This is a genomic window from Hyphomicrobium sp. 802 (assembly GCF_000526135.1).
GTDB lineage: Bacteria > Pseudomonadota > Alphaproteobacteria > Rhizobiales > Hyphomicrobiaceae > Hyphomicrobium_B.
Window position 1 is genome coordinate 533,217 of the sequence record NZ_JAFM01000001.1, and the last position, 23,562, is coordinate 556,778.

General features: G+C 61.3%; 22 protein-coding genes. 12 read left to right on the forward strand and 10 right to left on the reverse strand.

The features are described 5' to 3' along the window. Window positions 1-28: 28 nt before the first annotated feature. Complete coding sequence (locus HYP802_RS0102700) at window positions 29-562, forward strand: RNA pyrophosphohydrolase (protein ID WP_013950488.1); 534 nt, start codon at window positions 29-31, stop codon at window positions 560-562. A 163-nt stretch (window positions 563-725) separates the two neighbouring features. Continuing rightward, the gene (locus HYP802_RS0102705; protein ID WP_013950489.1) at window positions 726-1,274 is read left to right on the forward strand and encodes an RNA pyrophosphohydrolase; all 549 of its coding nucleotides are present in this window, start codon (window positions 726-728) and stop codon (window positions 1,272-1,274) included. Window positions 1,275-1,294: 20 nt separating this feature from the next. Here the strand turns inward: HYP802_RS0102705 and HYP802_RS23130 are convergent, their stop codons facing one another. The 4 genes from HYP802_RS23130 to HYP802_RS0102725 all read right to left on the reverse strand — a co-directional run bounded on the left by HYP802_RS23130 (window position 1,295) and on the right by HYP802_RS0102725 (window position 4,494). Further along, a complete protein-coding gene (locus tag HYP802_RS23130) occupies window positions 1,295-1,441 on the reverse strand; it encodes a DUF2474 domain-containing protein (protein WP_081740925.1) in 147 nt (48 codons plus the stop codon). After that, a complete protein-coding gene (cydB, locus tag HYP802_RS0102715) occupies window positions 1,441-2,448 on the reverse strand; it encodes a cytochrome d ubiquinol oxidase subunit II (RefSeq protein ID WP_024275089.1) in 1,008 nt (335 codons plus the stop codon). The genes HYP802_RS23130 and cydB overlap by 1 nt, the downstream gene beginning before the upstream one ends. 19 nt (window positions 2,449-2,467) lie before the next feature. After that, window positions 2,468-3,895 carry a cytochrome ubiquinol oxidase subunit I gene (locus HYP802_RS0102720; RefSeq protein WP_013950491.1) on the reverse strand — a complete coding sequence of 476 codons (1,428 nt, stop codon included), beginning with the start codon at window positions 3,893-3,895 and terminating at the stop codon, window positions 2,468-2,470. A gap of 317 nt (window positions 3,896-4,212) precedes the next feature. Then, the gene (locus HYP802_RS0102725) at window positions 4,213-4,494 is read right to left on the reverse strand and encodes a hypothetical protein (RefSeq protein ID WP_013950492.1); all 282 of its coding nucleotides are present in this window, start codon (window positions 4,492-4,494) and stop codon (window positions 4,213-4,215) included. A 525-nt stretch (window positions 4,495-5,019) separates the two neighbouring features. On the opposite strand from HYP802_RS0102725, the gene HYP802_RS0102730 reads away from it, so the two are divergent. The 3 genes from HYP802_RS0102730 (at window position 5,020) to HYP802_RS0102740 (ending at window position 7,226) form a co-directional block, all read left to right on the forward strand. After that, the gene (locus HYP802_RS0102730; protein WP_013950493.1) at window positions 5,020-5,310 is read left to right on the forward strand and encodes a hypothetical protein; all 291 of its coding nucleotides are present in this window, start codon (window positions 5,020-5,022) and stop codon (window positions 5,308-5,310) included. A gap of 149 nt (window positions 5,311-5,459) precedes the next feature. After that, entirely contained in the window at window positions 5,460-5,630 is a 171-nt protein-coding gene (locus tag HYP802_RS0102735; protein WP_013950494.1) for a hypothetical protein, read from the forward strand. A gap of 279 nt (window positions 5,631-5,909) precedes the next feature. Further along, a complete protein-coding gene (locus HYP802_RS0102740) occupies window positions 5,910-7,226 on the forward strand; it encodes an MFS transporter (protein ID WP_013950495.1) in 1,317 nt (438 codons plus the stop codon). Between the two features lie 81 nt (window positions 7,227-7,307). Here HYP802_RS0102740 and HYP802_RS0102745 read toward each other — a convergent pair whose 3' ends face one another. Together HYP802_RS0102745 and HYP802_RS0102750 are read right to left on the reverse strand one after the other, a co-directional pair. Further along, a complete protein-coding gene (locus HYP802_RS0102745; protein WP_024275092.1) occupies window positions 7,308-8,828 on the reverse strand; it encodes an acyl--CoA ligase in 1,521 nt (506 codons plus the stop codon). A 43-nt stretch (window positions 8,829-8,871) separates the two neighbouring features. Continuing rightward, window positions 8,872-9,876 (reverse strand): 2-dehydropantoate 2-reductase, encoded by a 1,005-nt coding sequence (locus tag HYP802_RS0102750; protein WP_013950497.1) that lies wholly within the window; start codon window positions 9,874-9,876, stop codon window positions 8,872-8,874. A 160-nt stretch (window positions 9,877-10,036) separates the two neighbouring features. Between HYP802_RS0102750 and oxlT the strand changes: the two genes are divergently transcribed. Next, complete coding sequence (gene oxlT / locus HYP802_RS0102755) at window positions 10,037-11,311, forward strand: oxalate/formate MFS antiporter (protein WP_013950498.1); 1,275 nt, start codon at window positions 10,037-10,039, stop codon at window positions 11,309-11,311. Between the two features lie 77 nt (window positions 11,312-11,388). Here oxlT and HYP802_RS0102760 read toward each other — a convergent pair whose 3' ends face one another. Beyond that, window positions 11,389-12,048, reverse strand: coding sequence for a rhomboid family intramembrane serine protease (locus HYP802_RS0102760; protein WP_013950499.1), 660 nt, complete (start codon window positions 12,046-12,048; stop codon window positions 11,389-11,391). A 44-nt stretch (window positions 12,049-12,092) separates the two neighbouring features. Beyond that, window positions 12,093-12,860: a bifunctional 2-polyprenyl-6-hydroxyphenol methylase/3-demethylubiquinol 3-O-methyltransferase UbiG gene (gene ubiG / locus HYP802_RS0102765; protein ID WP_013950500.1), complete on the reverse strand. Its 768-nt coding sequence runs from the start codon at window positions 12,858-12,860 to the stop codon at window positions 12,093-12,095. 200 nt (window positions 12,861-13,060) lie between these two features. Here ubiG and HYP802_RS0102770 point away from each other — a divergent pair, with 200 nt between their 5' ends. The 6 genes from HYP802_RS0102770 to HYP802_RS0102800 all read left to right on the forward strand — a co-directional run bounded on the left by HYP802_RS0102770 (window position 13,061) and on the right by HYP802_RS0102800 (window position 21,387). After that, a complete protein-coding gene (locus tag HYP802_RS0102770) occupies window positions 13,061-14,323 on the forward strand; it encodes an aspartate kinase (protein ID WP_024275093.1) in 1,263 nt (420 codons plus the stop codon). Window positions 14,324-14,413: 90 nt separating this feature from the next. Continuing rightward, the gene (gene ptsP, locus HYP802_RS0102775) at window positions 14,414-16,705 is read left to right on the forward strand and encodes a phosphoenolpyruvate--protein phosphotransferase (protein WP_013950502.1); all 2,292 of its coding nucleotides are present in this window, start codon (window positions 14,414-14,416) and stop codon (window positions 16,703-16,705) included. A gap of 101 nt (window positions 16,706-16,806) precedes the next feature. After that, complete coding sequence (locus HYP802_RS23915) at window positions 16,807-17,826, forward strand: helix-turn-helix domain-containing protein (protein WP_013950503.1); 1,020 nt, start codon at window positions 16,807-16,809, stop codon at window positions 17,824-17,826. A gap of 101 nt (window positions 17,827-17,927) precedes the next feature. Then, a complete protein-coding gene (gene prfA / locus HYP802_RS0102790) occupies window positions 17,928-19,007 on the forward strand; it encodes a peptide chain release factor 1 (RefSeq protein WP_024275095.1) in 1,080 nt (359 codons plus the stop codon). Then, the gene (prmC, locus tag HYP802_RS0102795) at window positions 19,004-19,912 is read left to right on the forward strand and encodes a peptide chain release factor N(5)-glutamine methyltransferase (RefSeq protein ID WP_013950505.1); all 909 of its coding nucleotides are present in this window, start codon (window positions 19,004-19,006) and stop codon (window positions 19,910-19,912) included. Before prfA ends, prmC begins: the two co-directional genes overlap by 4 nt. A 467-nt stretch (window positions 19,913-20,379) precedes the next feature. Continuing rightward, entirely contained in the window at window positions 20,380-21,387 is a 1,008-nt protein-coding gene (locus HYP802_RS0102800; protein WP_024275097.1) for a DUF4167 domain-containing protein, read from the forward strand. A 267-nt stretch (window positions 21,388-21,654) separates the two neighbouring features. Here HYP802_RS0102800 and HYP802_RS0102805 read toward each other — a convergent pair whose 3' ends face one another. Together HYP802_RS0102805 and HYP802_RS0102810 are read right to left on the reverse strand one after the other, a co-directional pair. After that, complete coding sequence (locus tag HYP802_RS0102805; RefSeq protein WP_013950508.1) at window positions 21,655-22,578, reverse strand: hypothetical protein; 924 nt, start codon at window positions 22,576-22,578, stop codon at window positions 21,655-21,657. Between the two features lie 54 nt (window positions 22,579-22,632). Continuing rightward, entirely contained in the window at window positions 22,633-23,406 is a 774-nt protein-coding gene (locus tag HYP802_RS0102810; protein ID WP_013950509.1) for an MOSC domain-containing protein, read from the reverse strand. Between the last annotated feature and the right edge of the window lie 156 nt (window positions 23,407-23,562).

A 23,562-nucleotide genomic window follows, 5' to 3' on the forward strand; every position in this document is an offset into this window, starting at 1 on the left:
GCCGGAACAAGGGACGAGGCAATCGCACATGAGTAAGTCAGGGAAACCGAACATCAAGCCCGAGGATCTGCCCTATCGGCCGTGTGTGGGGCAGATGGTCATCAACGCCGAAGGGCTCGTTTGGGTAGGCCGCCGCGCCGACATTCCGGGTGATGCGGAAGGGCGCGGGACCTGGTGGCAGATGCCGCAGGGCGGCATCGATGCTGGCGAAGAGCCCGCCAAAGCAGCGAGGCGCGAACTGTTTGAGGAAACGGCGATGGTTTCCGTCGAACAGATCGGGGAGCTATCGCGCTGGGTCACTTACGACTTGCCGCCTGAATTGATCGGCGTCGCCTGGGGCGGTCGCTATCGCGGGCAGAAGCAGATATGGTTTGCCTATCGCTTCCTGGGAACGGACAGCGAAATCAACATCACGCCCGGCGAAGGGCTGGAACCTGAGTTCGTGGAATGGCGTTGGGCTAGCGCGCATGACCTTCTCGACCTTATCGTTCCATTCAAGCGCGCGGTCTACCGCGAGGTTCTGAGGGAGTTCGCGCCGTTAGCGCGCCCGACGCGCGGCTAGCGTCGCCCTAACGCTGCATTTTTGCTTCAGATTCTGATTAAAAAAGCGACTTGTCCTCGCTTCCTGTTTATATGACAGTCTAATGTCATACGGCTGCTACGTTTTTCTGCAGAATCAGGATGCGCCATCAATCAACTCACAAATGCGAGGGTTGCAACCAGGAATGACAGTGTTGCCGACACCAGCCAGCTTGTCTCCGAATGCTCTGCCTTTCCGGACCGGCGTCGGCATCATGCTCATCAATCGCGACGGTCTCGTTTGGGTTGGCCGGCGGCGTCCGAAGTGGGCCAGCGACGGCCAAGCGCATATCTGGCAGATGCCGCAGGGCGGAATCGAGAAGTTCGAAGCGCCGCGCATCGCCGCGTTGAGGGAGCTTCGCGAAGAAACCGGCGTGACGCATGTCGAGATGCTGGCCGAGCACCCGGAATGGCTGTCGTATGAACTGCCGCCTCACCTTCTCGGCGTGGCGCTGAAGGGCCGTTATCGCGGCCAGCGGCAGAAATGGTTTGCGATGCGCTTCCTCGGTGAGGACAGCGATATCGACATTGCGGCGAAGGCGGAAACCAAAGCCGAGTTCGATATGTGGCGCTGGGCGCCGATGGAAACCCTTCCCGAACTGATCGTGCCGTTCAAGCGCGGGATTTACGAGCGGGTTACGACCGACTTCGCCTATCTGGCGCGTCCGGCGACCGAGCCGTCTGCGGAAGACTAAAGTTTTGCTGGCTTGTCGGTTCAGACGGTGAGGCCAGCTTGCGTCATCAGAAGGCGCATCAGGCCGGCGACCGCGCCGAGCGCCAGCACGCTCAACGTCCAAATCAGCACGAGCCAGCCGACGCGCCGCGCCCAGGATGGGGGCTTCGTTTCGGCGTTGCCCGGCATCAGTGATACCCCTCTCCCGCTTTCACTTTGCCGCGGAACACGTGGTAGGCCCAGGCGGTGTAGAAGAGAATGAACGGGATCGTGAACAACGCGCCGACGAGTGTGAAGCCTAAGCTTTGCGGCGGCGAGGCTGCGTCCCAGATCGAGATCGACGGCGGCACGATGTTCGGCCACAGGCTGATGACGAGCCCGCTGTAGCCCAGAAAAACGAGACCCAACGCGAGCAGGAACGGCATTGCGTGCGTGTCGCGTGCGATGGCCCACAGCAACGCCACTGCCGCGACGACAACCAAAATCGGCACCGGCGAGAAAAATACGATGTTGGGGAAGGAAAACCAACGCGTGGCAATCTCAGGATGGCTCAGTGGCGTCCATAGGCTGACGATGGCGATGGTCGCAAGCAAGGCCAAGACGATCGGCTTGGAGAGTTCACGCATGCGTTCGAGTAAAGCGCCCTCGGTCTTCAGGATCAGCCACGTCGCGCCAAGCAGCGCGTAGGCGACGATCAAGCCCAGTCCGGAAAAAATTGCGAAGGGCGTCAGCCAGTCGAAGGCACCGCCCGAATAGACGTGATTTTCGACCTGGAAGCCGTTGATGAACGATCCAAGCACGACGCCTTGCGAGAATGTGGCGATGTACGATCCGCCGGCGAACGCCTTATCCCAGATCGGCTTGTGCGCATCGTCGGCCTTGAAGCGGAATTCGAATGCGACGCCGCGCAAGATCAATCCGAGCAGCATGGCGATGATCGGCAAATACATGGCCGAGAGAACGATGGAATAGGCGATCGGGAAGGCCGCAAGAAGACCGGCGCCGCCAAGCACCAGCCACGTCTCGTTGCCGTCCCAGACCGGAGCGACGGTATTCACCATCGTATCGCGGTCGGTGCGGTCTTTGACGAAGGGAAAGAGAATGCCGATCCCGAGGTCGAAGCCATCCATGATGACGTACATCATCAGGCCGAAGCCGATGATCACGGCCCAGAGAAGCGGGAGGTCGATACCGATGTCCATGGTTCGCGTCTCCTCAAATGGCCGGATTGTCGATTTTGTCTTCGACCGCAGAGAGCGGGCGCGCAGGACGCAGGTGCGGATCTTTGTCCGCATCGGGTTGCGGTCCGCCGCTTTCGTCGGGGCCTTGATCGACGACCTTCAGCATGTAGCCGACACCTGTGCCGAACACTGCGAAATAGACAACGACGAAAGCGCAGAGCGTGATCGACAGCGCAAGGACCGAATGGTTCGAGACGGCGTCGGCGGTCCGCAATTGCCCATAGACGACCCAGGGCTGGCGGCCGATCTCCGTCGTTAGCCAACCGGCGAGAATGGCAATCAGCCCCGCCGGACCCATCAGCAATGCGAAGCGGAGGAAGTAGTCTGACGAATAGAGCCGCTCCTTCCAGCGCAGCCACAGGCTCCAGACGCCAAGTGCCACCATGAGCAGGCCGAGCCCGACCATGATGCGGAACGTCCAGAAGATAATCGTGGAGTTCGGACGGTCTTGCGGCGGGAATTCCTTGAGGCCTGGAATGTGGCCGGTGAGACTGTGCGTCAGCACGAGCGAGCCGAGTTCGGGGATTTCAAGCGCGTAGCGCGTCGTCTCGGCCTTCATGTCGGGCCAGCCAAAGAGGATGAGCGGGACGCTCTGGCCCGGCTCGTTTTGCCAGTGTCCTTCGATGGCTGCGATCTTGGCGGGCTGGTATTTCAGCGTGTTCAGGCCGTGCTGATCGCCGACGAGAATCTGGATCGGCGCAAGGATCAGGATCAGCCACATCGCCATCGAGAACATGGTGCGGATCGCAGGCGATGATCGGCCTTTAAGCAGGTGCCACGCGGCGGAAGCGCCGACGAACAAGCCAACGGCAAGCTCGGATGCAACGACCATATGCGCGAGGCGATAAGGGAATGACGGATTGAAAATGACTTTCAGCCAATCAACGGGAACGACGCGGCCGTCGATGACCTCGAAGCCCGCGGGCGTCTGCATCCAGCTATTGGATGCTAAGATCCAATTGGCCGAGAGCAGCGTTCCGAGCGACACCATGATCGTCGCGAAGAAGTGGAGGCCGGGACCGACCTTGTTCCAGCCGAACAGCATGACGCCGAGAAAGCCGGCTTCGAGGAAAAAGGCCGTCAGAACTTCGTACGTCAGAAGCGGGCCGGTGACGCCGCCAGCGAAGGCCGTGAAGCCGCTCCAGTTGGTGCCGAACTGGTAGGCCATGACGAGGCCCGAGACGACGCCCATGCCAAAGTTGATCGCAAAGACCTTCGACCAGAAATGATAAAGATCGCGGTAGGCCGTATCCTTCGTTAACAGCCACATCCCCTCAAGAACGACGAGATAGGTTCCGAGGCCAATGGTGATGGCGGGAAAGATGATGTGGAAGGAGACGGTGAACCCAAACTGGATGCGAGCGAGCTCAAACGCACTCAATGCGGATACGGTCGTTATCATTTGCGCCTCGGCATCTCGTCGTGACACGACCCTGCATTCGACGCGATGCCGAACCGATCGCCTTGCCTATGTTGAGCCATTCGTCGCCGAATAGAAAGAACGGATGCGACGCTGACTTAATACGGGTTCTTCAGCAACGGTCTGACGGGCGCATATGTCTGGAGGACAAGCGCCATAAGTGATGACGAGCAGTCCGCTATGGACTGTCAATTAGAAAAGCCGATGCGTGTTGCGAAGTAGACAAGACGCCCAACCGCGTATGCCGGACGCGTTTATCGTGCCAATCGGAAATCGGGGCGTGCCAATTGGCAATTCGCCTAACGGCGATTGCTTCGCATGCCGGTATTGCCCGTGACGGGATTTCCGAACCGGCCATAGCTCGCAGCGGGGTTGTTATAATTCTGCAGTCGCGGCGGATACATCGATGTCGGCGCGCCGACATTTCCGGATGTCCCGTAGCTGCTGCCATTATTGCTGCTCGACGGGGTTCGAATGATCGATTCAGTTCCGCCCGTCGGCGCCGGACTGACGCTTTGCTGCGCGTGAGCCTGGACGACGCTTCCCAGAACCAGGGCTGCAGCCAATATTCCTGTTCTCATTGTGACGCTCCTACCGTTTAGCCACGAGACCGCGTCTATCCCGCCTGAGACATAGCCTACGCAAAACATAGGACGTCCGGGACTGGCTGCAAGCAGCCGCCCCGCCAGCACGAAGTGCGTTGCGGCCTTCTTTGGATACAACCCTCAGCGGACCAAAAAGATCGTCCAGGTCGCTATTGCAACCAGAACAGCGCACAGGACCGTCAGCATGACGGGTGAGTTGGCTGGAGGCCGGCCGCGGTTGTCGGAAGGATCGGGAGTTGCCATTGAGCGGATCAAATTCGAAATAGATTTAAGGCGAGAATGAAAGAAACTTTAGCCGATTTTTCAGCGATATAGTTGCACAACGCTCTTCGCTGGTTGACGAACGGTAAATTACGCAAAATCAATGGCGCAGGTTCGTTCGTCATCCAAATAACGTATGAAAGTGACCGATCCGTTGGGGAATTTGGGTGAAAAGTTGGGGTCACATGTTTATTTTCGTCGCAGGTCAGGAAGGGGCCGCAAAAGGCCAAGGAGCATAAGATGCAGCGTTATCGCAAACTTCGCCGCGGTTCCCTGCTGATGACGGTCGGCGCATTGGCGATCCCGGCGATCGGGAGCCTCGCATTTGCCGATTCCGTCCCGGAAAGCATTCGCATTCAGGAAAAGGCCGAGAAGGCCTATGAGTCCGCCCCCGTTGTTCCGATCGAACGGGGCAATGCGCACCATCGCGATCTAAAGGACGAAGATGGTGGCGATGGCGGCACGGGCGGATCCGAGGCGCTTCCTCCGCCGGAGCCGCCGGCAGCCAAGCACAACAAAACGAACAAATAGAGCGTGGGGGACTCCGGGCTTCTGTTCACGGCTGCTGATGCAACATCGGCGGTGCGCGGTGTACCTAATGCATAAAATCCCGGCGATCTGGGGAACCCCGGTTTAACGGCGCGAGGGCTATGCTCAAATCCGAAATTTTCGGAGGGGTCATGTCATTCGCAGATGCTTATAGCAAGCGCCGTCGCGTCCTGATCGAGATCACACCGTCGTTGGGGGCTCGCTTGCGCCTCTGGATTCACAAGCTGCGGCATCCGCGCCATCGCTGGTTCGCAGGTCGCGGCACTGGCGCGACCAAGCCCGCATCCGGTTCGCAGTCTTGAGCGTTCAATCCTGACGGCCTCTCGGGCCGGGATGCGCGCTCGACCGGCCTTCGCTCCCCTCTAAAACACACGTCATTGCATCCTCGGGCGCCGAAGTGGCTTGGCAAACCCCCGGGGATCAAGGCAAAAGCTTTGAAAAGCCGTTTTCTGCGTCATTGGCACATTGGACAATTTGCCTAATGCCCTCGGGCGGGAACCCGGGACAGAAGCTACGTTGAGTGGCTCGCGAATATTTTTGCGCGCAGAGCCAGAGCATGGTTCAAGGAGCATGAGCGGCCGATGAGTGGAGCCACAGCCACGTTCGAGCGGAACACAGCATCTGCGGATGGCGGGCACGGCGATGTCAGCCCGGGCGAAATCGCCATTGGCGTCATCATTGGCCGGACTTCGGAATTTTTCGACTTTTTCGTTTATGCCATCGCATCGGTCATCGTTTTTCCGAAGCTCGTCTTTCCGCATCTCGATGCCCTGACCGGGACGCTCTATTCGTTCGCGATCTTCGCGCTGGCGTTCATTGCCCGTCCGGTCGGCACGGTCATGTTCATGGCCCTCGACCGCAATTACGGGCGCGCGGTGAAGCTGACGTTCACGCTGTTCCTGCTCGGAACCTGTACGGTCGCGATTGCCTTCTTGCCGGGTTACGAACAGATCGGCCTGGCGTCCGCCGTTCTGCTGGCGATCTTCCGCATCGGCCAGGGTCTGGCGCTTGGCGGCGAATGGGACGGTCTGCCGTCGCTGCTGGCGATGAACGCGCCGGAGAATCGTCGCGGCTGGTACGCCATGATCCCGCAGCTTGGCGCGCCGCTCGGCCTGATGGTCGCGGCCGCGCTGTTCGCTTATTTCGCAGCCAACCTGTCGAGCGAAGATTTCCTGGATTGGGGCTGGCGCTACCCGTTCTTCGTTGCCTTCGCGATCAACGTCGTGGCGCTGTTCGCGCGTCTGCGCATGGTCGATACACCGGAATACATCGAGCACTTCGAGCAGCAAGAGCTTGAGCCGATGCCGATCGGCGAGACGCTGCAAAAGGAAGGCCGCCATGTTATCATCGGCGCCTTTGCACCGCTGGCGAGCTTCGCGCTGTTTCACATGGTGACGGTGTTCCCGCTGTCGTGGGTATTCCTCTTTACGACCCAGAGCCCGTCGCGCTTCCTCGTCATCGAGATCATCGGCGCCATCGTCGGTCTATTCGCGATCGTGGCGTCGGGGTTCGTTGCGGACCGAGTCGGCCGTCGTAACCTGCTCTCGGCCACGGCGGCGGTAATCGCGGTGTTCAGCGGTTTCGCTCCGCAGCTCCTCAACGGCGGTGACGTCGGTGAGATCGTGTTCATGGTGCTGGGCTTCACGCTGCTCGGTCTGTCGTTCGGACAGGCGTCGGGCGCCGTCGCCTCGAACTTCGCCAAGATCTACCGCTATACCGGCTCGGCGTTGACGACCGACTTGGCGTGGCTGGTCGGCGCCGGGTTCGCGCCGTTCGTTGCGCTCTGGCTGTCGAGTCACTTCGGCCTGATGGCGGCGGGCGGCTATCTGCTCTCCGGTGCGGTCTGCACGCTGATGGCGCTCGCGATGAGCCGCCAGCTCGAGTCGGGCGATCGCTAACGCCAGCCGCTTCAGCTTCGGACAATAAAAAAGCGCCCAGTGATACCGGGCGCTTTTCTTTGTCTTCATCGCCCTAGCGCGTCAGGCGAGGCCAAGCTTCTGGGCCAGGCCGATACGCTGTAGCTTGCCTGTCGCGCCCTTGGGGATCTCCGGCAGCAGCAGGATCTTGCGGGGCACCTTGTAATGGGCGAGGTGCTCGTTCGCGAAGTCGCGAAGCTCGCGCTCGGTCGCTTCCTGGCCTTCGCGCAGCACAACGGCGGCGGCGACATCTTCGCCGAGCTTGTCGTGCGGCACGGCAAACGTCACGACCTGCAATACGGCGGGATGATCCATCAGGACTTCATCGACTTCGCGCGGGGAAACCTTCTCACCGCCGCGATTGATGATCTCCTTCAGACGGCCGGTTATCGTGATGTAGCCGTCGGCGTCGATGGTGCCCTGGTCGCCGGTGCGGAACCAGCCGTTGGTGAAGGCTTCGCCGTTGGCCTTGGCGTTGTTCTCGTAACCGCTCGTAACGTTGTCGCCGCGAATGACGATTTCGCCGACTTCGCCGGGCTGCAAGAGATTGCCTTCGGTATCCATGATGGCGACCTCGGGTCCGGCGGCCAGGCCGACCGTGCCGGGCTTGCGGACGCCACCGATGGGGTTCGACGCCATCTGATGCGAGGCTTCCGTCATGCCGTAGGCTTCGACGACGGGGGCACCGAAGGTCGCTTCGAGTTCGCTCAGGACCTGCGGCGGGAGCGACGATGACGAGGAGCGGATGAAGCGCAGCTTGTGGCGCGCGATCGTCTCGGCGTTGTGGCTGGCGCGCGAGAGGATTGCCTGATGCATGGTCGGGACGCCAGTATACCAGGTCGGCGCCGCCTCTTCCATGGCGTGGAAGAACTTCAGCGCATTGAAGCCCGGCGTGCAGAAGATCGAGCCGCCGCGAGACAGCGGGGCCAGCACGCCCGCGATCAGACCGTGGATGTGAAACAGCGGCATGATGTTCAAGGCGCGGTCGCCGGCCGAAAGCTGCAATGCGGTGGCGATATTGCCAGCGGAGGCCGCAACGTTCTTATGGCTGAGAGGCACGATCTTCGGACGCGACGTCGTGCCCGACGTATGCAAGATCAATGCGGTGTCGTCGCTCTGCGCCGGGCCAGTCTGAGCTGGTTTCTCGGCAGGCGTTTCAGCCGACAGCGTGAATGCGCCGGCGCCGCTCGCAGGATCGGGCTTCAGCGTGATGAGCATGATGCCGCGCTCTTTCGCAACGGCGACTGCGGGTGAAGTGCTGCCATCCTCGACGATGAGCGCCTTGGTGTTGATGTCCGACATGTAGAAGTCGAACTCGTCGTGGCGGTAGGAAGGATTGAGCGGCGCGGCCGTCGCGGCCGATGCCGTTGCAACGAAGGATGTCGCCATCTCGGGGCCGTTCGGCAGCACGATCGCAACGCGGTCGCCGCGGCCGATGCCAAGCGCATTCAGGCTGTCGATGGTTCGCGTCACAAGGTCGCGAAAGCCGGCGTAGGTCAGCGCTTCGATGCCGGACGCCCGGATGGCCGGCGCTCGGCCGTCTCCGGCATTCAGAAGCTCATGCAGTGTCGTGGGTGTTGCCATCGTCGTTCTCATATCTCCGGTGCCTGTGCCGTCGGCGGCGTTGTCAGGCCTTTTCAACTCTCAATCGTCCGCCTTCGCGCGATAAGGTCGCGGAAAGCAATTTCACGCAGGCATAGATCGTTTCGATCTGTGGCGTCGGAACGTTTGCGACCTGACCGAGCTCTATCACCGAGCCGATCAGTGCGTCGGCTTCGATGCCGCGACCGGCTTCGATGTCCTGCAGCATCGACGTCTTGTGTGGCCCGACGGCTTCGGCGCCTGCAATGCGCTTTTCGAGCGGGATGCGGAAGCGAATGCCGAGTGCTTCGCCGACGGCCTGGGCTTCCCTCATCATGCGGGCAGCGGCATCGCGGGTCGGCTGATATTTGCAGATATCTTCCAGCGTCGCATGCGTCAGTGCGCTGATTGGATTGAAGCTCAGATTGCCCCAGAGTTTCGTCCAGATCTCGGCGCGAATGTCGGAGACGACCGGGGCTTTGAAACCGGCTTTCTGCAACGCCTCCGAAACGCGGGTGACGCGCTCGGTTTTCGAATTATCGATTTCGGCAATCGAGAACCGGTTGCCTTCGATATGCTTAATTACCCCCGGCTCGGCGATTTCGGCCGCGGGATACACCACACTGCCAAGAACACGCTCAGCAGGCAGATTATCTGCGACCACGCCACCGGGATCGACGCTTTCCAAGCGATGGTTTTCGTGCGGCCCGCTGACGCGCATGAAGTACCACCACGGAATGCCGTTCTGGGCGGTGAGCACGGCCGTGTCGCGACCATACATCGCGGGAAGATCGCGCACGACGGCTGCGACCTGATGTGCCTTCATTCCGAGGATAACGAGATCCTGTTCGGAAACGTCGGCGATCTTATCTGTTGCGGCAATGCGAGAAACGCTCTCGCTACCGTCCTCTTCGATCAGTTTGAGGCCATTGGCGCGGATCGCCGCAAGGTGCGGGCCGCGGGCGATCACGGTTACATCTTCGCCCGATTGCGCAAGCCGCGCGGCGAGCAGGCCACCGATTCCGCCTGCGCCGACGACGCAAATTTTCATCGAACTTCGTCCCTCGATTTCTGTGTGGCGGTGCAGCAAAAAACTTTGTTGGCGCTTAGCTTTAATGCTGCACTTGTCGAACGTGATTTTTCACGTTTTATGGTTGGGCGCTTTTAGTGCGAAATGAAAAAGAATTACAAGCCCGAGGGGACTGCCAAGGATGACTATTCAAACGGAGTCGCGCGCTCCGGCTTCTGGCATTGCGACGTCAACCACCGGACGGTGGGCGCAGCTCGCGCTGGGGGTGCTGTGCATGACGATGATCGCCAACCTGCAATATGGTTGGACGCTCTTCGTCAATCCGCTTCACGCCAAGTTCGGCTGGGAGATGGCGGCGATCCAGTGGGCGTTCACCATCTTCATTCTGACCGAGACGTGGCTCATTCCCTTCGAAGGCTATCTTGAAGATCGCCTCGGGCCGCGGCCGCTCGTCCTGGTCGGCGGCATCATGATCGGCCTATCGTGGCTTTTGAACTCGCAGGCGGACTCGCTGGCGATGCTCTATGTCGCGCAGGCCATCGGCGGTATCGGCGCAGGGTGTGTTTACGGCACGTGCGTCGGCAATGCGCTCAAATGGTTTCCGGATCGTCGCGGTTTGGCGGCCGGTGTGACGGCAGCCGGCTTCGGCATGGGCTCGGCACTGACGATTATTCCAATCTCGATCGTGATCGCATCGCAGGGATACGAAGCGGCGTTTCTTTATTTCGGTCTGCTGCAGGGCATCGTCATCATTCTTGTGTCGTTCCTATTGCGGTCGCCGTCGAAGGATCAGTTCGGTGCGCGCGTCGAGCTGCTTTCGGCCAAGCGGTCGTTCGCACCGACTGAGATGCTGAAGACACCGGTCTTCTGGATCATGTATTTGATGTTTGTGATGATGGCGGCGGGCGGCCTGATGGCGACGGCGCAGCTCGCGCCCATCGCGAAGGACTTCAAGGTTGCAGATGTTCCGGTGTCCCTCGTCGGCATTACGCTTCCGGCGCTCACGTTCGCGCTGTCGCTCGACCGCATTCTCAACGGCGTCACGCGTCCGTTCTTCGGCTGGGTGTCGGACAAAATCGGCCGCGAAACGACAATGTTCATCGCGTTCGGCATTGAGGGCGTCGGCCTGCTGGCGCTGGCGCGCATGGGGCACGATCCGATCCTGTTCGTGGTGCTGACGGGGCTGGTGTTCTTTGCGTGGGGTGAGATCTACAGCCTTTTCCCGGCAACGTGCGGCGACACCTTCGGCTCGAAGTTCGCAACGACGAATGCGGGCCTGCTCTATACTGCCAAGGGCACCGCGTCGCTGCTCGTGCCGTTTTCCAGTCTGCTGACACAGGCGACGGGCAACTGGCATGCCGTGTTCTATACGGCGGCCGGCATGAACATTCTCGCGGCGATTCTCGCGCTTGCCGTTCTACGCCCGATGCGTCAGCGGATGGCGCGGAACATCTAACAGCTCGCTTTTGGGTGCAGTTTTAGAAGGGTCGGAACTCTGTTCCGGCCCTTTTTCGCTTTTTTCAGGGGTGGTGCTCAGGCGGTTCTTGGCGGGCCGCCGCGGCCTCTGAAGAGCAGCGCAATCGCGAGACCGGCAACGAAGCCGCCGACATGCGCCATGTAAGCGACGCCGCCGGCGTCGGCAGTTTCATCGGTATGGGCAATGGAGCCGACGCCGCTGAAGAGCTGAAGCACGAACCAGAAGCCGATCACGATCAGCGCCGGCATCGACATGACGGCCCGCGCGACAAGCACATCGACGCGAGCCTGCGGGAATAGAAGCAGGTAAGCACCGAGCACACCGGCGATCGCGCCCGAAGCGCCGACGTTGGGAATGTTCGAGTGCGGATTGAAATAGAACTGAGCGAATGTCGCTGCGATACCGGCGATCAGGTAGAACGCCAGATACTTCACATGTCCGAAGTTTTCTTCGACGTTGTCGCCGAAGATGTAGAGATAGAGCATGTTGCCGAACAGGTGCATCCAGCCGCCGTGCATGAACATGGCGGTGAAGATGGTCGGCCAGTTCGACGCGGGATCTTCGGCGAAGCGACTCGGGATGAACGACCAGCGCTGAATGAACTCGTTGCCGCCGTTCAGCTCGATCAGGAAGAAAAGCACGTTGACGACGATAAGCGCCGTCGTAACGATGGGCGAAATGCGGACCTGCGAATCATCGTCCCCGATTGGAAACATCGCACCTTCCCCCTCTCAATGCGTCGCCGAGTGGGCGAGCGCCGTCACGATGGTTTCGGTTTCCGTGCCGACATCAGATAGTTCACGTCCGTATTCGGATTGCGCGACCAGGAATCCTGCAGCGGATTATACGTGATGCCTTCGAACCGGACATCGTCGAGCCCCGCGGCTTTGACGTAACCGGCCAGCTCGGCCGGGGTGATAAAGCGGTCCCACTGGTGCGTTCCGCGCGGTAGCCAGCCGAGCACATACTCGGCGCCGACGATGGCGAGCGCCCAGGCCTTGAAGGTGCGGTTCATCGTCGAGAACACGCCGAGGCCGCCGGGCGCGACGAGGCTCACGCATTCGCCGATGAATTTCGCCGGGTCTGGGACGTGCTCTACAACTTCGAGGCAGGTGACGATATCGAACGTGCGGCCTTCGGCGACGAGGTCTTCGACGCGCACGGCACGATAGTCGATGGCGATGCCCTGACCTTCGGCGTGCGATTTCGCGATGGCGATGTTCTTTTCCGACGGGTCGATGGCAGTGACGGTTGCGCCCATGCGTGCCAAAGGTTCCGCGACGAGGCCACCGCCGCAGCCGATATCGACGGCCGTCAAGCCGGTGAGGGGCCGGAGGGCCTTGGGATCGCGGCCGAAGCGTTCGACGGCGCTATCGCGGATGAATGACAGCCGCGGCGGCCCGATCTGGTGCAAAGGGCGGAATTTTCCACGTGGGTCCCACCATTCGGTGGCCATGCGGGAAAAGCGCTCGACCTCTTCGGTATCGAGGGTGCGTTTACCGGCGTCGGATTGCTGCGTTGCGGTCATTGTCGTCTCCGTCTTCCGCCATACACGTCAACCCGGCGGTCATCTTGTCAAGCTATTGTCCCGGATGGGTCAATTTTCGGTTGTTGCCGGGGGGCTCGCGAGCCGCTAATAAGCGCCGGACTCAATCCAAATCTTAATGCTCGTCAGACCCATGCCAGGGGCCGTGCGGGCATGCACAGGCCAAGGGAAGCGCTTCGAGAATGGCGACCGTAGTCATGAAATTTGGCGGCACGTCGGTCGCCAACATCGAGCGCATCCAGAACGTCGCACGTCACGTGAAGCGCGAGGTCGACGCCGGCAACAAGGTCGCAGTCGTCGTCTCAGCCATGGCCGGGGTGACGAACCAGCTCGTTGCCTGGGTCAAGGAAGCCTCTCCGCTTTACGATGCGCGGGAATACGATGCCGTCGTCGCCACCGGCGAGCAGGTGACGGCGGGGCTTCTCGCCATCACGTTGCAGGCGATGGGCCTGCACGCGCGGTCGTGGACCGGCTGGCAGGTTCCGGTGAAGACCGATACGGCGCATGGTGCGGCGCGAATTCTCGATATCCCAGGCGCCGAGATCAAATCGCGGATCGAAGGCGGCGAGATTGCCGTCGTCACCGGCTTTCAGGGCATCGAGCCCACCGAGAACAGGATCGCAACGCTCGGCCGGGGCGGCTCGGACACGAGTGCGGTCGCGATCGCCGTCGCGCTCGAAGCCGACGTTTGCGATATCTACACCGACGTTGACGGCGTTTACACAACGGACCCGCGCATCGTTTCCAAAGCGAAACGGCTTGCGAAAATTTCCTACGAAGAGATGCTCGAAATGGCGTCGCTCGGCTCGAAGGTCCTGCAGACGCGGTCTGTCGAGCTGGCAATGGTCTACAAGGTCAAGACTCGGGTACTGTCGAGCTTCGTAGCGCCGGACGCCATGCAACCCTTCAGAGCCGATAATATCGAGAATATCGGCACCATCGTATGCGACGAGGATGAGATCGTGGAACAGCAGGTCGTAAGCGGCATCGCCTATGCGAAAGACGAAGCGAAAGTTACGCTTCTGAATGTCGACGACAAACCGGGCATCGCCGCGCGCATCTTCGGACCGCTCGCAGATGCGAATATCAACGTCGATATGATCGTGCAGAACATCACGCCGGACGGCAAGCATACGGATATGACGTTTACCGTGCAGGCGGCCGAGCTGCCGCGCACGCTTGAAGTCTTGAAACAGGCGAAGACCGACATCGGCCACGTCGACGTCAAAAGCTCGGCAGACGTCGTAAAGATTTCGGTCATCGGCGTCGGCATGCGCAGCCATGCGGGCGTTGCAGCGCAGATGTTCAAGACGCTCTCGGAAAAGGGCATCAACATTCACGCGATCTCGACGTCTGAGATCAAGGTCAGTGTTCTGATCGATGCAGCCTACGCCGAACTCGCGGTTCGTGCGTTGCACTCGGCCTACGGGCTCGACAACGACTAGAGGCCGGGCGCTCTTACCAGCCCCGTCTCTTTGTGACTAAGGTGCATTTGCCGGAGTAGTTTTGCCGGCGAGACGAATGGGCAAGGCAAGATGGTGCGGCGCGACGATCCGAGACCTTTACCAAGCGAGACCTCGCTTCGGGTCATCATGCGCCATCTGCGCGAGATCATGTCCGATGGCGGCGAGGGCCAGGAAAAGCTCGATCGTATCGTGCGGCAGATTTCCGGCGTCATGGTCGCCGAGGTTTGCTCGATCTATCTGAAGCGGCAAGATGGCTCACTCGAACTTTTCGCGACCGAAGGCCTCAATCCGAGTGCGGTGCATACGACGCGACTGAAGCGCGGCGAGGGTCTCGTGGGACGCGCTGCCGAGCTTGGCGTGACCGTCAACGAACCGGAAGCGTCGAGCCATCCGGCGTTCTCCTACCGGCCGGAAACAGGTGAAGAAATTTATCATTCTCTGCTCGCCGTGCCGATCGCGCGGTCGGGGCAGGTGCTTGGCGTGCTCGTCATCCAGAACCGGACGCCGCGCGAATATTCCGACGAAGATGTTGAGGTGATGCAGGCGACCGCGATGGTGATCGCGGAAAATCTCGTCTCTGGCGCCGTGGCGGGGACAGTCGCGGCCATCGAAGCCTCGCGCTCGCAACCGCTCGTCATCGAGGGCGAACCCATCTCGGACGGTATCGCGCTCGGGCATGTGGTGCTGCACGAGCCGCGCATCGTCGTGACGCAGTTGATGGCGGAAAATCCGGCGCTCGAATTGGAGCGGCTGTCGCTCGCGCTCGAAAAGCTGCAGTTGAACATCGATGAGATGTTTGATCATGAGCATTTGTCGAACATCGGCGAGCATCGCGATGTGCTCGAAGCCTATCGCATGTTCGCGCATGACAAGGGCTGGCACCGGCGACTGCGCGAAGCCGTCGAAGGCGGGCTGACGGCTGAGGCGGCCGTCGAACGAGTTCAGAATGCGATGCGCACGCGCATGCTGCGCCAGCACGACACCTATTGGCGCGAGCGCCAGCGTGATCTCGATGATCTTTCCGACCGGCTACTGCGCGTGCTCGCGGGGCGGCTCAAGAGTTCGGAAGATGACGGCGGCCTCCCGCCCGATACGATCCTTGTTGCGCGAACGATGGGACCGGCAGAACTACTCGATTACGATCGCAGCAGGCTCAGAGGGCTCGTCGTCGAAGACGGGTCGAGCCAAAGCCACGTTGCGGTTGTAGCGAAGGCGCTCGGCATCGCCGCAATCGGGCAGGCCGCGGGAATCGTCGATCGCGTCTCTGCGGGCGATGCGGCGATCGTCGATGCTGTTGCGGGTGAAGTGCATCTGCGGCCGACGGCCGAAGTGATCTCGGCTTATTCTGACAAAGTGCGGTTTCGCGCGCGCCGGCAGAAGCGCTATCAGTCGCTGCGCGATCGCCCGGCGATCACCAAGGATGGCGTGCCGATTGCGCTGATGATGAATGCGGGTCTGCTCGTCGATCTGCCGCATCTAGACGAAGCCGGTGCGGACGGCATCGGGCTCTATCGCACCGAATTGCAGTTCATGCTGTCGGAGTCGTTCCCACGCCTCGACCGGCAGACGCAGCTCTACAAGGCGGTGATGGACGAAGCCCGCGGCAAGCCCGTCGTGTTTCGCACGCTCGATATCGGCGGCGACAAGGTGCTTCCCTACCTTCGTCAGCCGAAGGAAGAAAACCCGTCGATGGGGTGGCGGGCGATCCGCATGGCGCTCGACCGGCCGGAATTGTTCCGGCTACAGGTGCGGGCCTTGCTCAAGGCGGCGGCAGGGCGTGAGCTGCGGGTGATGATCCCGATGGTTTCGGCGACGTATGAGCTGGGGGCCATCCGTGCGCTGATCGAGCGCGAGAAGGCATTTCTGACGGAGCACGGCCATCCCCTGCCGCAGATCATTCTCGTCGGGGCGATGTTCGAAGTGCCTGCACTTCTGTTCGAGCTCGATGCGTTTCTGTCGCGGGTCGATTTCGTGTCGGTCGGCTCGAACGATCTGATGCAGTTCCTGTTTGCCGCAGACCGCACCAATGCGCGGGTGGCGAGCCGCTTCGATGTGCTGGCGCCAGCACCGCTCCGGGCGCTGAAGTCGCTCATGACGGCTGCCAGCGCGCACAACGTGCCGGTGACACTATGCGGCGAGATGGCAGGCAGCCCGCTCGAAGCCCTGACGCTGATTGGTCTCGGCTTCCGGTCGCTGTCGATGGCGCCGGCCTCCATCGGCCCTATCAAGTCCATGGTGCTGTCGCTCGACGCCGCGAAGGTGACCGCTTTCCTCGACGATCTTTTGAAAGAGGGTGCGAAGGACGTGCGCATGTCCTTGCAGCAGTTCGCAGAAACGGAACACGTCGCGCTCGACGGTTAACAGCTCCTCCCCAACGACGCACGGAGGCTTTGACAAATAAGGATTTTTAGCCGACAATATCCTTAACATCGGGGACCGGCGCGTTTTGCCGGGTAGAGGGTATGCGTCGAAGCGTTGGGCGGAACGTTTCGGTTGGAAGTCATGAGTACGAGCGGCAGGGGCATAGCCGTTTCGAAGCACCAGTGCCAACGGCGTCGGTGCAGGCTCAGGCGGAAAGCCGAGCGCTAATTGCGCGATTTTTTATCGATTTGCGGCAGGCGCTGCGGCTGACGGTGCCGCAGGCAGCTCATTATCTCGCGGTTCGACCGGAAGTTGTCGAAGCGCTGGAGACGGGGCAGGTCGAGTACCTGCCGCAGTGGCAGGAAACGTCGGCCATCATCATGACTTATACGTCGATGGCGGGCGTCAATGGACGGCCGGTTCTGAATGCCATCGGGACGCTGTTCACGCAGCTTTCCGTCCGCGCGGCGCCGACCGCAAATCAGCTTCCGGCGCCCACGCCAGATGTGCATTTCCGCGAGCCGACGTCGTATTTTCAGCAGCAGCCGTTTTTTCAACAGCCGGCGGTTCAGCCGCAGGCATATGCGGCTCCTCAGCAGCCGTACGATCACGGTCGGCACGAGCCTTACGACCCGCCGCAAGGGTATTCGCCGCTACAGGGGGCAATGCCGCAGCAAAGCTCGATCCCTCAGCAGGGCTTGATGTTCCAGGGCCATGGTGGCTTCCCACCTCGGCCAAGGCCACAGCAGCCGGTGCACGTTTCCGATCAGGAGCCGGATATCGCCCGGTCAGGGCTCGCAGTTTCGAGCCGGAACCTGTTACGGGCCGGATCGGTCATCGCGAGCGGGGCGCGGCGTCTGCCGCAGGAAGCGCTGCACCGGGTTCGGGAACGTCCGCAGCGGGCCGTTTATGCCCTTTCGCTGCCGCTCGCTCTGCTGCTGCTTATGATGCATTCGTCGATATTTGCTACGATCTCGCAGCCGTTTTCGGTGGCCGTGCAGTGGGTCAGCGGCTACATGCAGGAGCACTACGGCCCGATCCGGGACGGCATGCGCTATATCGAAGTTGACGATCCGGAAACGCGCCGGGCGGATAAATTGCAGATCGGCAGCGGTTCGTAGTAGATACCCGTGCCTGAGGCGTGGCGATGGGCTCAATCGCCGTCGCCACCTCTTTCGGCCGCTTTTTTCGCGGCTCGCTATTCATAAAAACATCGGACTCAATGTCAGCTCTGCCGCGCGATAAACTCGACCGTCTATCCGAACGCTATATGGCCATCCAGGACCTGATGAACCACGGGGTTCCGCAGGCGGAATTTGTGAAGCTCTCGAAGGAGTTTTCCGAACTCGGACCGGTCGTCGCTCAAATCGATGCGTTGCGTAAAGCCGAGGCCGAGAGCGCGGATCTCGAACAGATGATCAATGATCCGTCGGCCGACAAGGAAATGGTCGATCTCGCCTATGCGGAGCGGGCGTCGCTTGCCGAGCGGATCACGGAGCTGGAGCAACAGCTGCGCATCGCGCTGCTGCCGAAGGACGCGGCCGACGAAAAGAGCGCCATCCTGGAAGTCCGCGCCGGAACGGGTGGTGATGAGGCGGCGTTGTTCGCGGCCGATCTTTTCCGCATGTACACGCGCTATGCCGATCTGCACGGCTGGAAGACCGAGATCATCTCGGCGTCCGAAAACGATCTTGGCGGCTACAAGGAAATCATCGCGTCGATCACGGGCTCGGGCGTTTTCGCGCGATTGAAGTTCGAGTCCGGTGTGCATCGTGTGCAGCGCGTTCCGGCGACAGAGGCGAGTGGGCGCATTCACACCTCGGCCGCGACCGTTGCGGTGCTGCCGGAGGCCGAGGAACTCGACGTCGACATCCGACCCGAAGACATCCGTATCGATACGATGCGTGCTGGCGGCGCCGGTGGCCAGCACGTCAACAAAACGGACAGCGCCGTGCGCATGACGCATATTCCGACCGGAATCGTCGTTGTTTCCGCAGAAAAATCGCAGCATCAAAACCGGCGTCTTGCGATGGCGGTTCTGAAATCGCGCATTTACGAGATGGAACGCGAGCGCGCGGCGACCGAACGCTCAGACGCGCGTAAATCACAGGTCGGATCGGGCGATCGCTCGCAGCGCATCCGGACGTACAACTTTCCGCAGGGGCGGGTTACCGACCATCGGATCAACCTGACGCTCTACAATCTCGATGAAGTGATGACGGGCAACGGGCTCGACGAGCTGATCGATGCTTTGATCACCGATCATCAGGCGACGATGCTCGCCGAATTGAGCGCAGCATGACGACGCCGGCTGCGCGCGCTGATAACGGGGCGGCGTCCGGCTTCCGGCCAGAGATGAGTCTCGCCGAGGCGTTGAGCCTGCTGACGCGAACGCTGATCGAGGCCGGGCTCGATACGCCGCAGCGGGATGCGCGCTTTCTGATGCAAGGGCTGCTCGGGCTCGATGGCGCTCAATTGCTGACGGGATCGGGGCGCCCACTTGGGGACGCCGCTGGCCTCCTCAGGGATGCAGCAGCCCGGCGGGCAGCGCACGAACCCGTCTCGCGCATTCTCGGACGCCGAGGTTTTTACGGGCGGGATTTCATTGTGACGCCGGACGTTCTCGATCCGCGTCCCGATACCGAAGTCGTCGTCGAGCTGGCGCTCGATCTGGTCAAGGGCCGCGGGTTGGCGGAAGCGCCGCTGTCGATCGCAGACATCGGGACGGGCTCTGGCATTCTGATCGTCACGCTGCTGGCCGAGCTGCCGAATGCGCGCGGGTTGGCAACGGATATCAGCCCGGCGGCTCTGGCCGTCGCGCGCCGGAATGCGGAAGCCCACGGGGTTGTGGATCGAATTCAGTTTGTTGCGACAACTGGTCTCGACGGTTGTCCGGGGCCGTTCGACCTTGTGATTTCGAATCCACCCTATATATCCACGGAAGAGATCGCTGGTCTCGAGCCGGACGTGAAGGACTTCGATCCGGTGCTGGCTCTCGATGGCGGCGACGACGGGCTTCGCGTTTACCGTGATATCGCCCGAAATATCATGGAATTGCAGGCGTCTTGCCTGGTGGTTCTGGAAATCGGCGCGACACAGGCCGAAGCGGTTGAAGACATTTTCTCAAAATCCGGGGCGCAACCCATTGGGCGACGTCAGGATTTGGGTGGCCATACGCGCGCTGTTGCGCTGGAGATACATCTCTAACCCAAGCGATCATTTCTATTTGCGGAATTACGTTTCCGGGGTAATATCCGGGCCGAAGAGTTTGATCGGATGTGCCTGGCCAATATACCGCTAGAGCGGTTACCGAGCCGGCCTTCCCATCTCAGATCATCAGCACAAACTTTCGCGGACCCCTCTGTCCGTTGATTGGCGAGTGTCGGGCTTATCCTTCTCGGCATATGTGCTGGGCAAGCTCCTTTGAGGCGGCTCTAGTATCTTTGCTGGCGTGATGATTGGGATGACTGCGATTTTGCCCGAGGCCGTGGGGGCGAGAGCTTGGGCTGCGATCCTTGGTGTGATCCGTCTTGATCGGATCCATGGGGCACGATCCATAGGACTGTGGTGACGTTAAGAGACAGCTTTTTTGAATTGGATCGAAGGATCCAGGGCGTCGCCCCGGGAAATTGGCGTGCGCAGATGGCAATACCAACAAGCATGAACGGGAGCCCATGAGGCAAGGTCAACAGAACCGTCGCGGTCGCGGACGAAACAACAACAATAATAATAACCGCAAATCGCAAAATCCTCTGATGCGCAGCTTCGAGAGTTCGGGGCCCGACGTGAAGATTCGCGGTACGCCCTCGCATATCGCCGAGAAGTACATCAGCCTGGCGCGCGATGCGCTGTCGTCGGGCGATCCGGTGCTCGCTGAGAACTATCTCCAGCACGCCGAGCATTATAATCGCATCATCCTGGGCTATCGCGAGCAGATGGCGCAGCAGGGCGGCGTGGACCCGATGGGGAACGGCGCCGCGCGGACGCATTCGCTTGCCGGGCCTGAAGGCGCCGACAGCGACGAGTTCGGCGATGAGGATGGTGACGAGTTCGGCGGGGGCCAACAGCAGGCTATCGCCGGTCAGGGTAACCAGCCGGACGTGCAGCCGCCTTTCCCGCAGCAGCAGCGCAATTTCGATAATCAAAACCGTTACGACAATCGCCAGCCGCGCCACGAGCGGTTCAACAACAATCGCCATGATCGTGGTGATCGCGGCGATCGGCAGGATTTCCGGGGCGACCGCGGTGACCGGTACGAGCAGCGCAACGGCCAAGGCGGCGAGGGTCGCTTCCGTGAGGATCGGCGCCCACAGCACAACGGCAACGGAGACTCGCATCAGGGTGAAGGCGGTTTCCGCCGTCGCGAGCGCTATCAGGCCCCGAGTGGGGCTCCGAACGGCGCCGAGCGCGAGCCCGCGAACGGCGGAAGTTTCCAGCCGTCGGTCGCGACGTCTTCTCCGGCACCGGCTCCGGCTGCCGAACGTGAACGTCCCGAGCGGTCAGAGCGGTCTGAACGCCCTGAGCGTTCCGAGCGTCCGGAACGTTCAGCGCCGCAAGCTGCGGCTTCGATCGACCAGCAGGAGCAGCCCGCCTTCCTGCGCCGCCCGGTTCGCCGGCCGCGTCGCGAAGAGCCGGCCGAAGCTCCGGCCGTGCCGCCAGCCGCAAACGAAGACAGCGAATAAAGCGAATTAGAAAAGAGCCTCGATTTCGGGGCTCTTTTTTGTTTGTCCCTGGCGACACCGCTTCGCGGAGCCGGCCGCCAGGAACGGCTCTTTTTTGTTGGCGCGAGCGACTCCCCTGCGTGGAGCCGGCCGCTCGCGCGAGGCTTTTAATTTGGTCCCCGGCGACTCTCGTTCCGAGAGCCGGCCGCCGGGGACGAGCCTGTTCCCACGCGGCCTGCGCCGGGCGGGCTCTTCTTCGACATTCGCGCAATTCGCTTGCAATCGCTCTCAGGCAGCCGTGCTTGCGCGCTGTGCCAGCACGTGAACGCGTTCGAAGATCGCGATCATGTAGCGGCTCGCGGGGCAGTAGGACCAATGCTTGCTTGCGAACTCAAATCCAGCGGGACTGTCCGGCCGCAGCGCCTGGCGCGTTTTCAGCAGAACGAGGGCGTTCGCCGGAACTTCTTCTGAAATGCCTGCAAATCTCAGCGGCGTTTTGTTTTGCCGCGTGAGCATCGCTGGCGCGGTGCGCACCTTCCTCCAATCGAAGGGCGCTCCGGTCGCCGTTCTGGTTAGGCGCACAGCGAAGGACGCACGAAGATTTTCGAGAATGATTTCGGAATTGGCGAGGGTGATGCCGACGGCATGCAGGCCGTAATCGTCACCGCCTGTCATCCTCAGAATTTCTTGCTCAGCACGGCGGTCAACACCGAGGAGGCGACTTAGCAGTCCTTTCCAACTCTGGCGGGCGAACTTCAGTCGTTGGTATTGCTCGAACAAGTCGCCAAACTTTGCCGCCTCGAACGGGATGGGCGTTTCCCTGCCATCGGCCGCAAGGAAGGGATAGGCCGTCGCGTAGGTCAAGGCGGCGAGGGCGGCGTCGCGGTTCGTACCGTTCGCGACATAGGCCGCCATGGTGGCAAGCGCGTCGTTGGACCAAGGCGCCTGCTGGGCAAGCGCATCCAGGCGCTTTGCAGCGGCAGCTTGTGCTGCTGCCCGTTCGCCATCGCCGCGCGGCCGGAACGATAGCAGGGCTTGCCCGTCTCGAAATAGAGCATGGCGCAACGTCGAGAGCAGCAGGCGATTGAGCGGCGGGCCGGCGGGGCGATAGGTACGATCGAGCTCGGGATGATCGAGAAGCGCGTCGATCTCATCGTCGTCTTCGACGATCACGATGGACGCCAAGCCTGCGAAGCGGACGTAACGCGCCATCGTTCGATCCCTGCCATGCGCCGGAGAGCAGCTTACGGTGGGTCCGTCTTTCGCTCAATCGGTGACTTCGAGGGTGTCGCCGACGTGGAGCCGGCCGCCGTCGACGATGCGGGCGTAGACGCCGAAATCCGTGTGCCCCAGGGTCTTAGACAGGAACGACGGGATCTTCATGTCACGTTCGCCCGTCTCTGGGTCGACGTTGGTCGCCGCGCAGCGCTCGGTGCGCTTGAAGACTTCGAGGGTGATGCCGCCGGTCCGCAACTTTTTGCCGACGAGGTCCAGTTCCTGCCAGGGTTCCAAGCCGTCGAGCACGAGGTTCGGGCGGAAGCGCCGGGCATCGACGGGCGCGCCGAGCATGCCTTCGAGTGCGGTTAAACTCTGGCGGTTGACGAGGTGGACGCATTTGGGTGCGACGTCGGAAAAGCTGTGTCCTGGGCTGACAACGACGCGGGGACGTCCACGTAAACCCGAGGTTACGATGCGGGCGATGGCGTCTTCGATAGCGGTGCGGCCCGCTTCGGTTCGCAGGTCCCCACGGGCGATCTCGGCGCCGCCCTTCGAGATGACGAGGGTCTCGGTGCTGTCGTCGAATAAGGAACGGACGGTCGCCAGCTCCTCGTTCCGCATCAGCATGACGAAGTGAATTTTCTGCAGGTGCTGGGGGTTTGCCGGGTCGAAGGGGCCGGGACCGTTCTCGATGGCGTAGGCCCGGTCGAAGGGCAGGGTCTGCATCGGGCGCAATTCCACGCTTTCGAGCGGTTCCGGCGTCAAACCTTTAACCGGATAGCGGTAAAGGGCTTCGATCGTAGCGGTCCCGGAAGTGGCCATGTCGCGCGTATCCCTCAGATTTTGTCGGCGATGCCTCTTTTTCGGGCGGCGCCCGATCCTATATCCGAAGCATCGTACGGGTGCGCGGGGATGCCGGCCATCGGGTCTTTGGCCGCGCTTGGATGATAAAAATCAATTCGCATGGCATTCTTTCCG

Excerpts from the sequence above, each read along its gene's own strand:
- prmC (WP_013950505.1), top strand. The coding sequence starts at position 19,004 with ATGACGACGCCGGCTGCGCGCGCTGATAACGGGGCGGCGTCCGGCTTC.
- HYP802_RS23130 (WP_081740925.1), bottom strand. The coding sequence starts at position 1,441 with ATGCCGGGCAACGCCGAAACGAAGCCCCCATCCTGGGCGCGGCGCGTC.
- HYP802_RS0102725 (WP_013950492.1), bottom strand. The coding sequence starts at position 4,494 with ATGAGAACAGGAATATTGGCTGCAGCCCTGGTTCTGGGAAGCGTCGTC.
- HYP802_RS0102810 (WP_013950509.1), bottom strand. The coding sequence starts at position 23,406 with ATGGCCACTTCCGGGACCGCTACGATCGAAGCCCTTTACCGCTATCCG.
- HYP802_RS0102760 (WP_013950499.1), bottom strand. The coding sequence starts at position 12,048 with ATGTTTCCAATCGGGGACGATGATTCGCAGGTCCGCATTTCGCCCATC.
- HYP802_RS0102770 (WP_024275093.1), top strand. The coding sequence starts at position 13,061 with ATGGCGACCGTAGTCATGAAATTTGGCGGCACGTCGGTCGCCAACATC.
- HYP802_RS0102740 (WP_013950495.1), top strand. The coding sequence starts at position 5,910 with ATGAGTGGAGCCACAGCCACGTTCGAGCGGAACACAGCATCTGCGGAT.
- HYP802_RS0102705 (WP_013950489.1), top strand. The coding sequence starts at position 726 with ATGACAGTGTTGCCGACACCAGCCAGCTTGTCTCCGAATGCTCTGCCT.
- oxlT (WP_013950498.1), top strand. The coding sequence starts at position 10,037 with ATGACTATTCAAACGGAGTCGCGCGCTCCGGCTTCTGGCATTGCGACG.
- ubiG (WP_013950500.1), bottom strand. The coding sequence starts at position 12,860 with ATGACCGCAACGCAGCAATCCGACGCCGGTAAACGCACCCTCGATACC.
- HYP802_RS0102720 (WP_013950491.1), bottom strand. The coding sequence starts at position 3,895 with ATGATAACGACCGTATCCGCATTGAGTGCGTTTGAGCTCGCTCGCATC.
- prfA (WP_024275095.1), top strand. The coding sequence starts at position 17,928 with ATGTCAGCTCTGCCGCGCGATAAACTCGACCGTCTATCCGAACGCTAT.
- HYP802_RS0102750 (WP_013950497.1), bottom strand. The coding sequence starts at position 9,876 with ATGAAAATTTGCGTCGTCGGCGCAGGCGGAATCGGTGGCCTGCTCGCC.
- HYP802_RS0102735 (WP_013950494.1), top strand. The coding sequence starts at position 5,460 with ATGTCATTCGCAGATGCTTATAGCAAGCGCCGTCGCGTCCTGATCGAG.
- HYP802_RS0102805 (WP_013950508.1), bottom strand. The coding sequence starts at position 22,578 with ATGGCGCGTTACGTCCGCTTCGCAGGCTTGGCGTCCATCGTGATCGTC.
- HYP802_RS0102800 (WP_024275097.1), top strand. The coding sequence starts at position 20,380 with ATGAGGCAAGGTCAACAGAACCGTCGCGGTCGCGGACGAAACAACAAC.
- HYP802_RS0102730 (WP_013950493.1), top strand. The coding sequence starts at position 5,020 with ATGCAGCGTTATCGCAAACTTCGCCGCGGTTCCCTGCTGATGACGGTC.
- HYP802_RS0102745 (WP_024275092.1), bottom strand. The coding sequence starts at position 8,828 with ATGGCAACACCCACGACACTGCATGAGCTTCTGAATGCCGGAGACGGC.
- HYP802_RS23915 (WP_013950503.1), top strand. The coding sequence starts at position 16,807 with ATGCGTCGAAGCGTTGGGCGGAACGTTTCGGTTGGAAGTCATGAGTAC.
- HYP802_RS0102700 (WP_013950488.1), top strand. The coding sequence starts at position 29 with ATGAGTAAGTCAGGGAAACCGAACATCAAGCCCGAGGATCTGCCCTAT.
- ptsP (WP_013950502.1), top strand. The coding sequence starts at position 14,414 with ATGGTGCGGCGCGACGATCCGAGACCTTTACCAAGCGAGACCTCGCTT.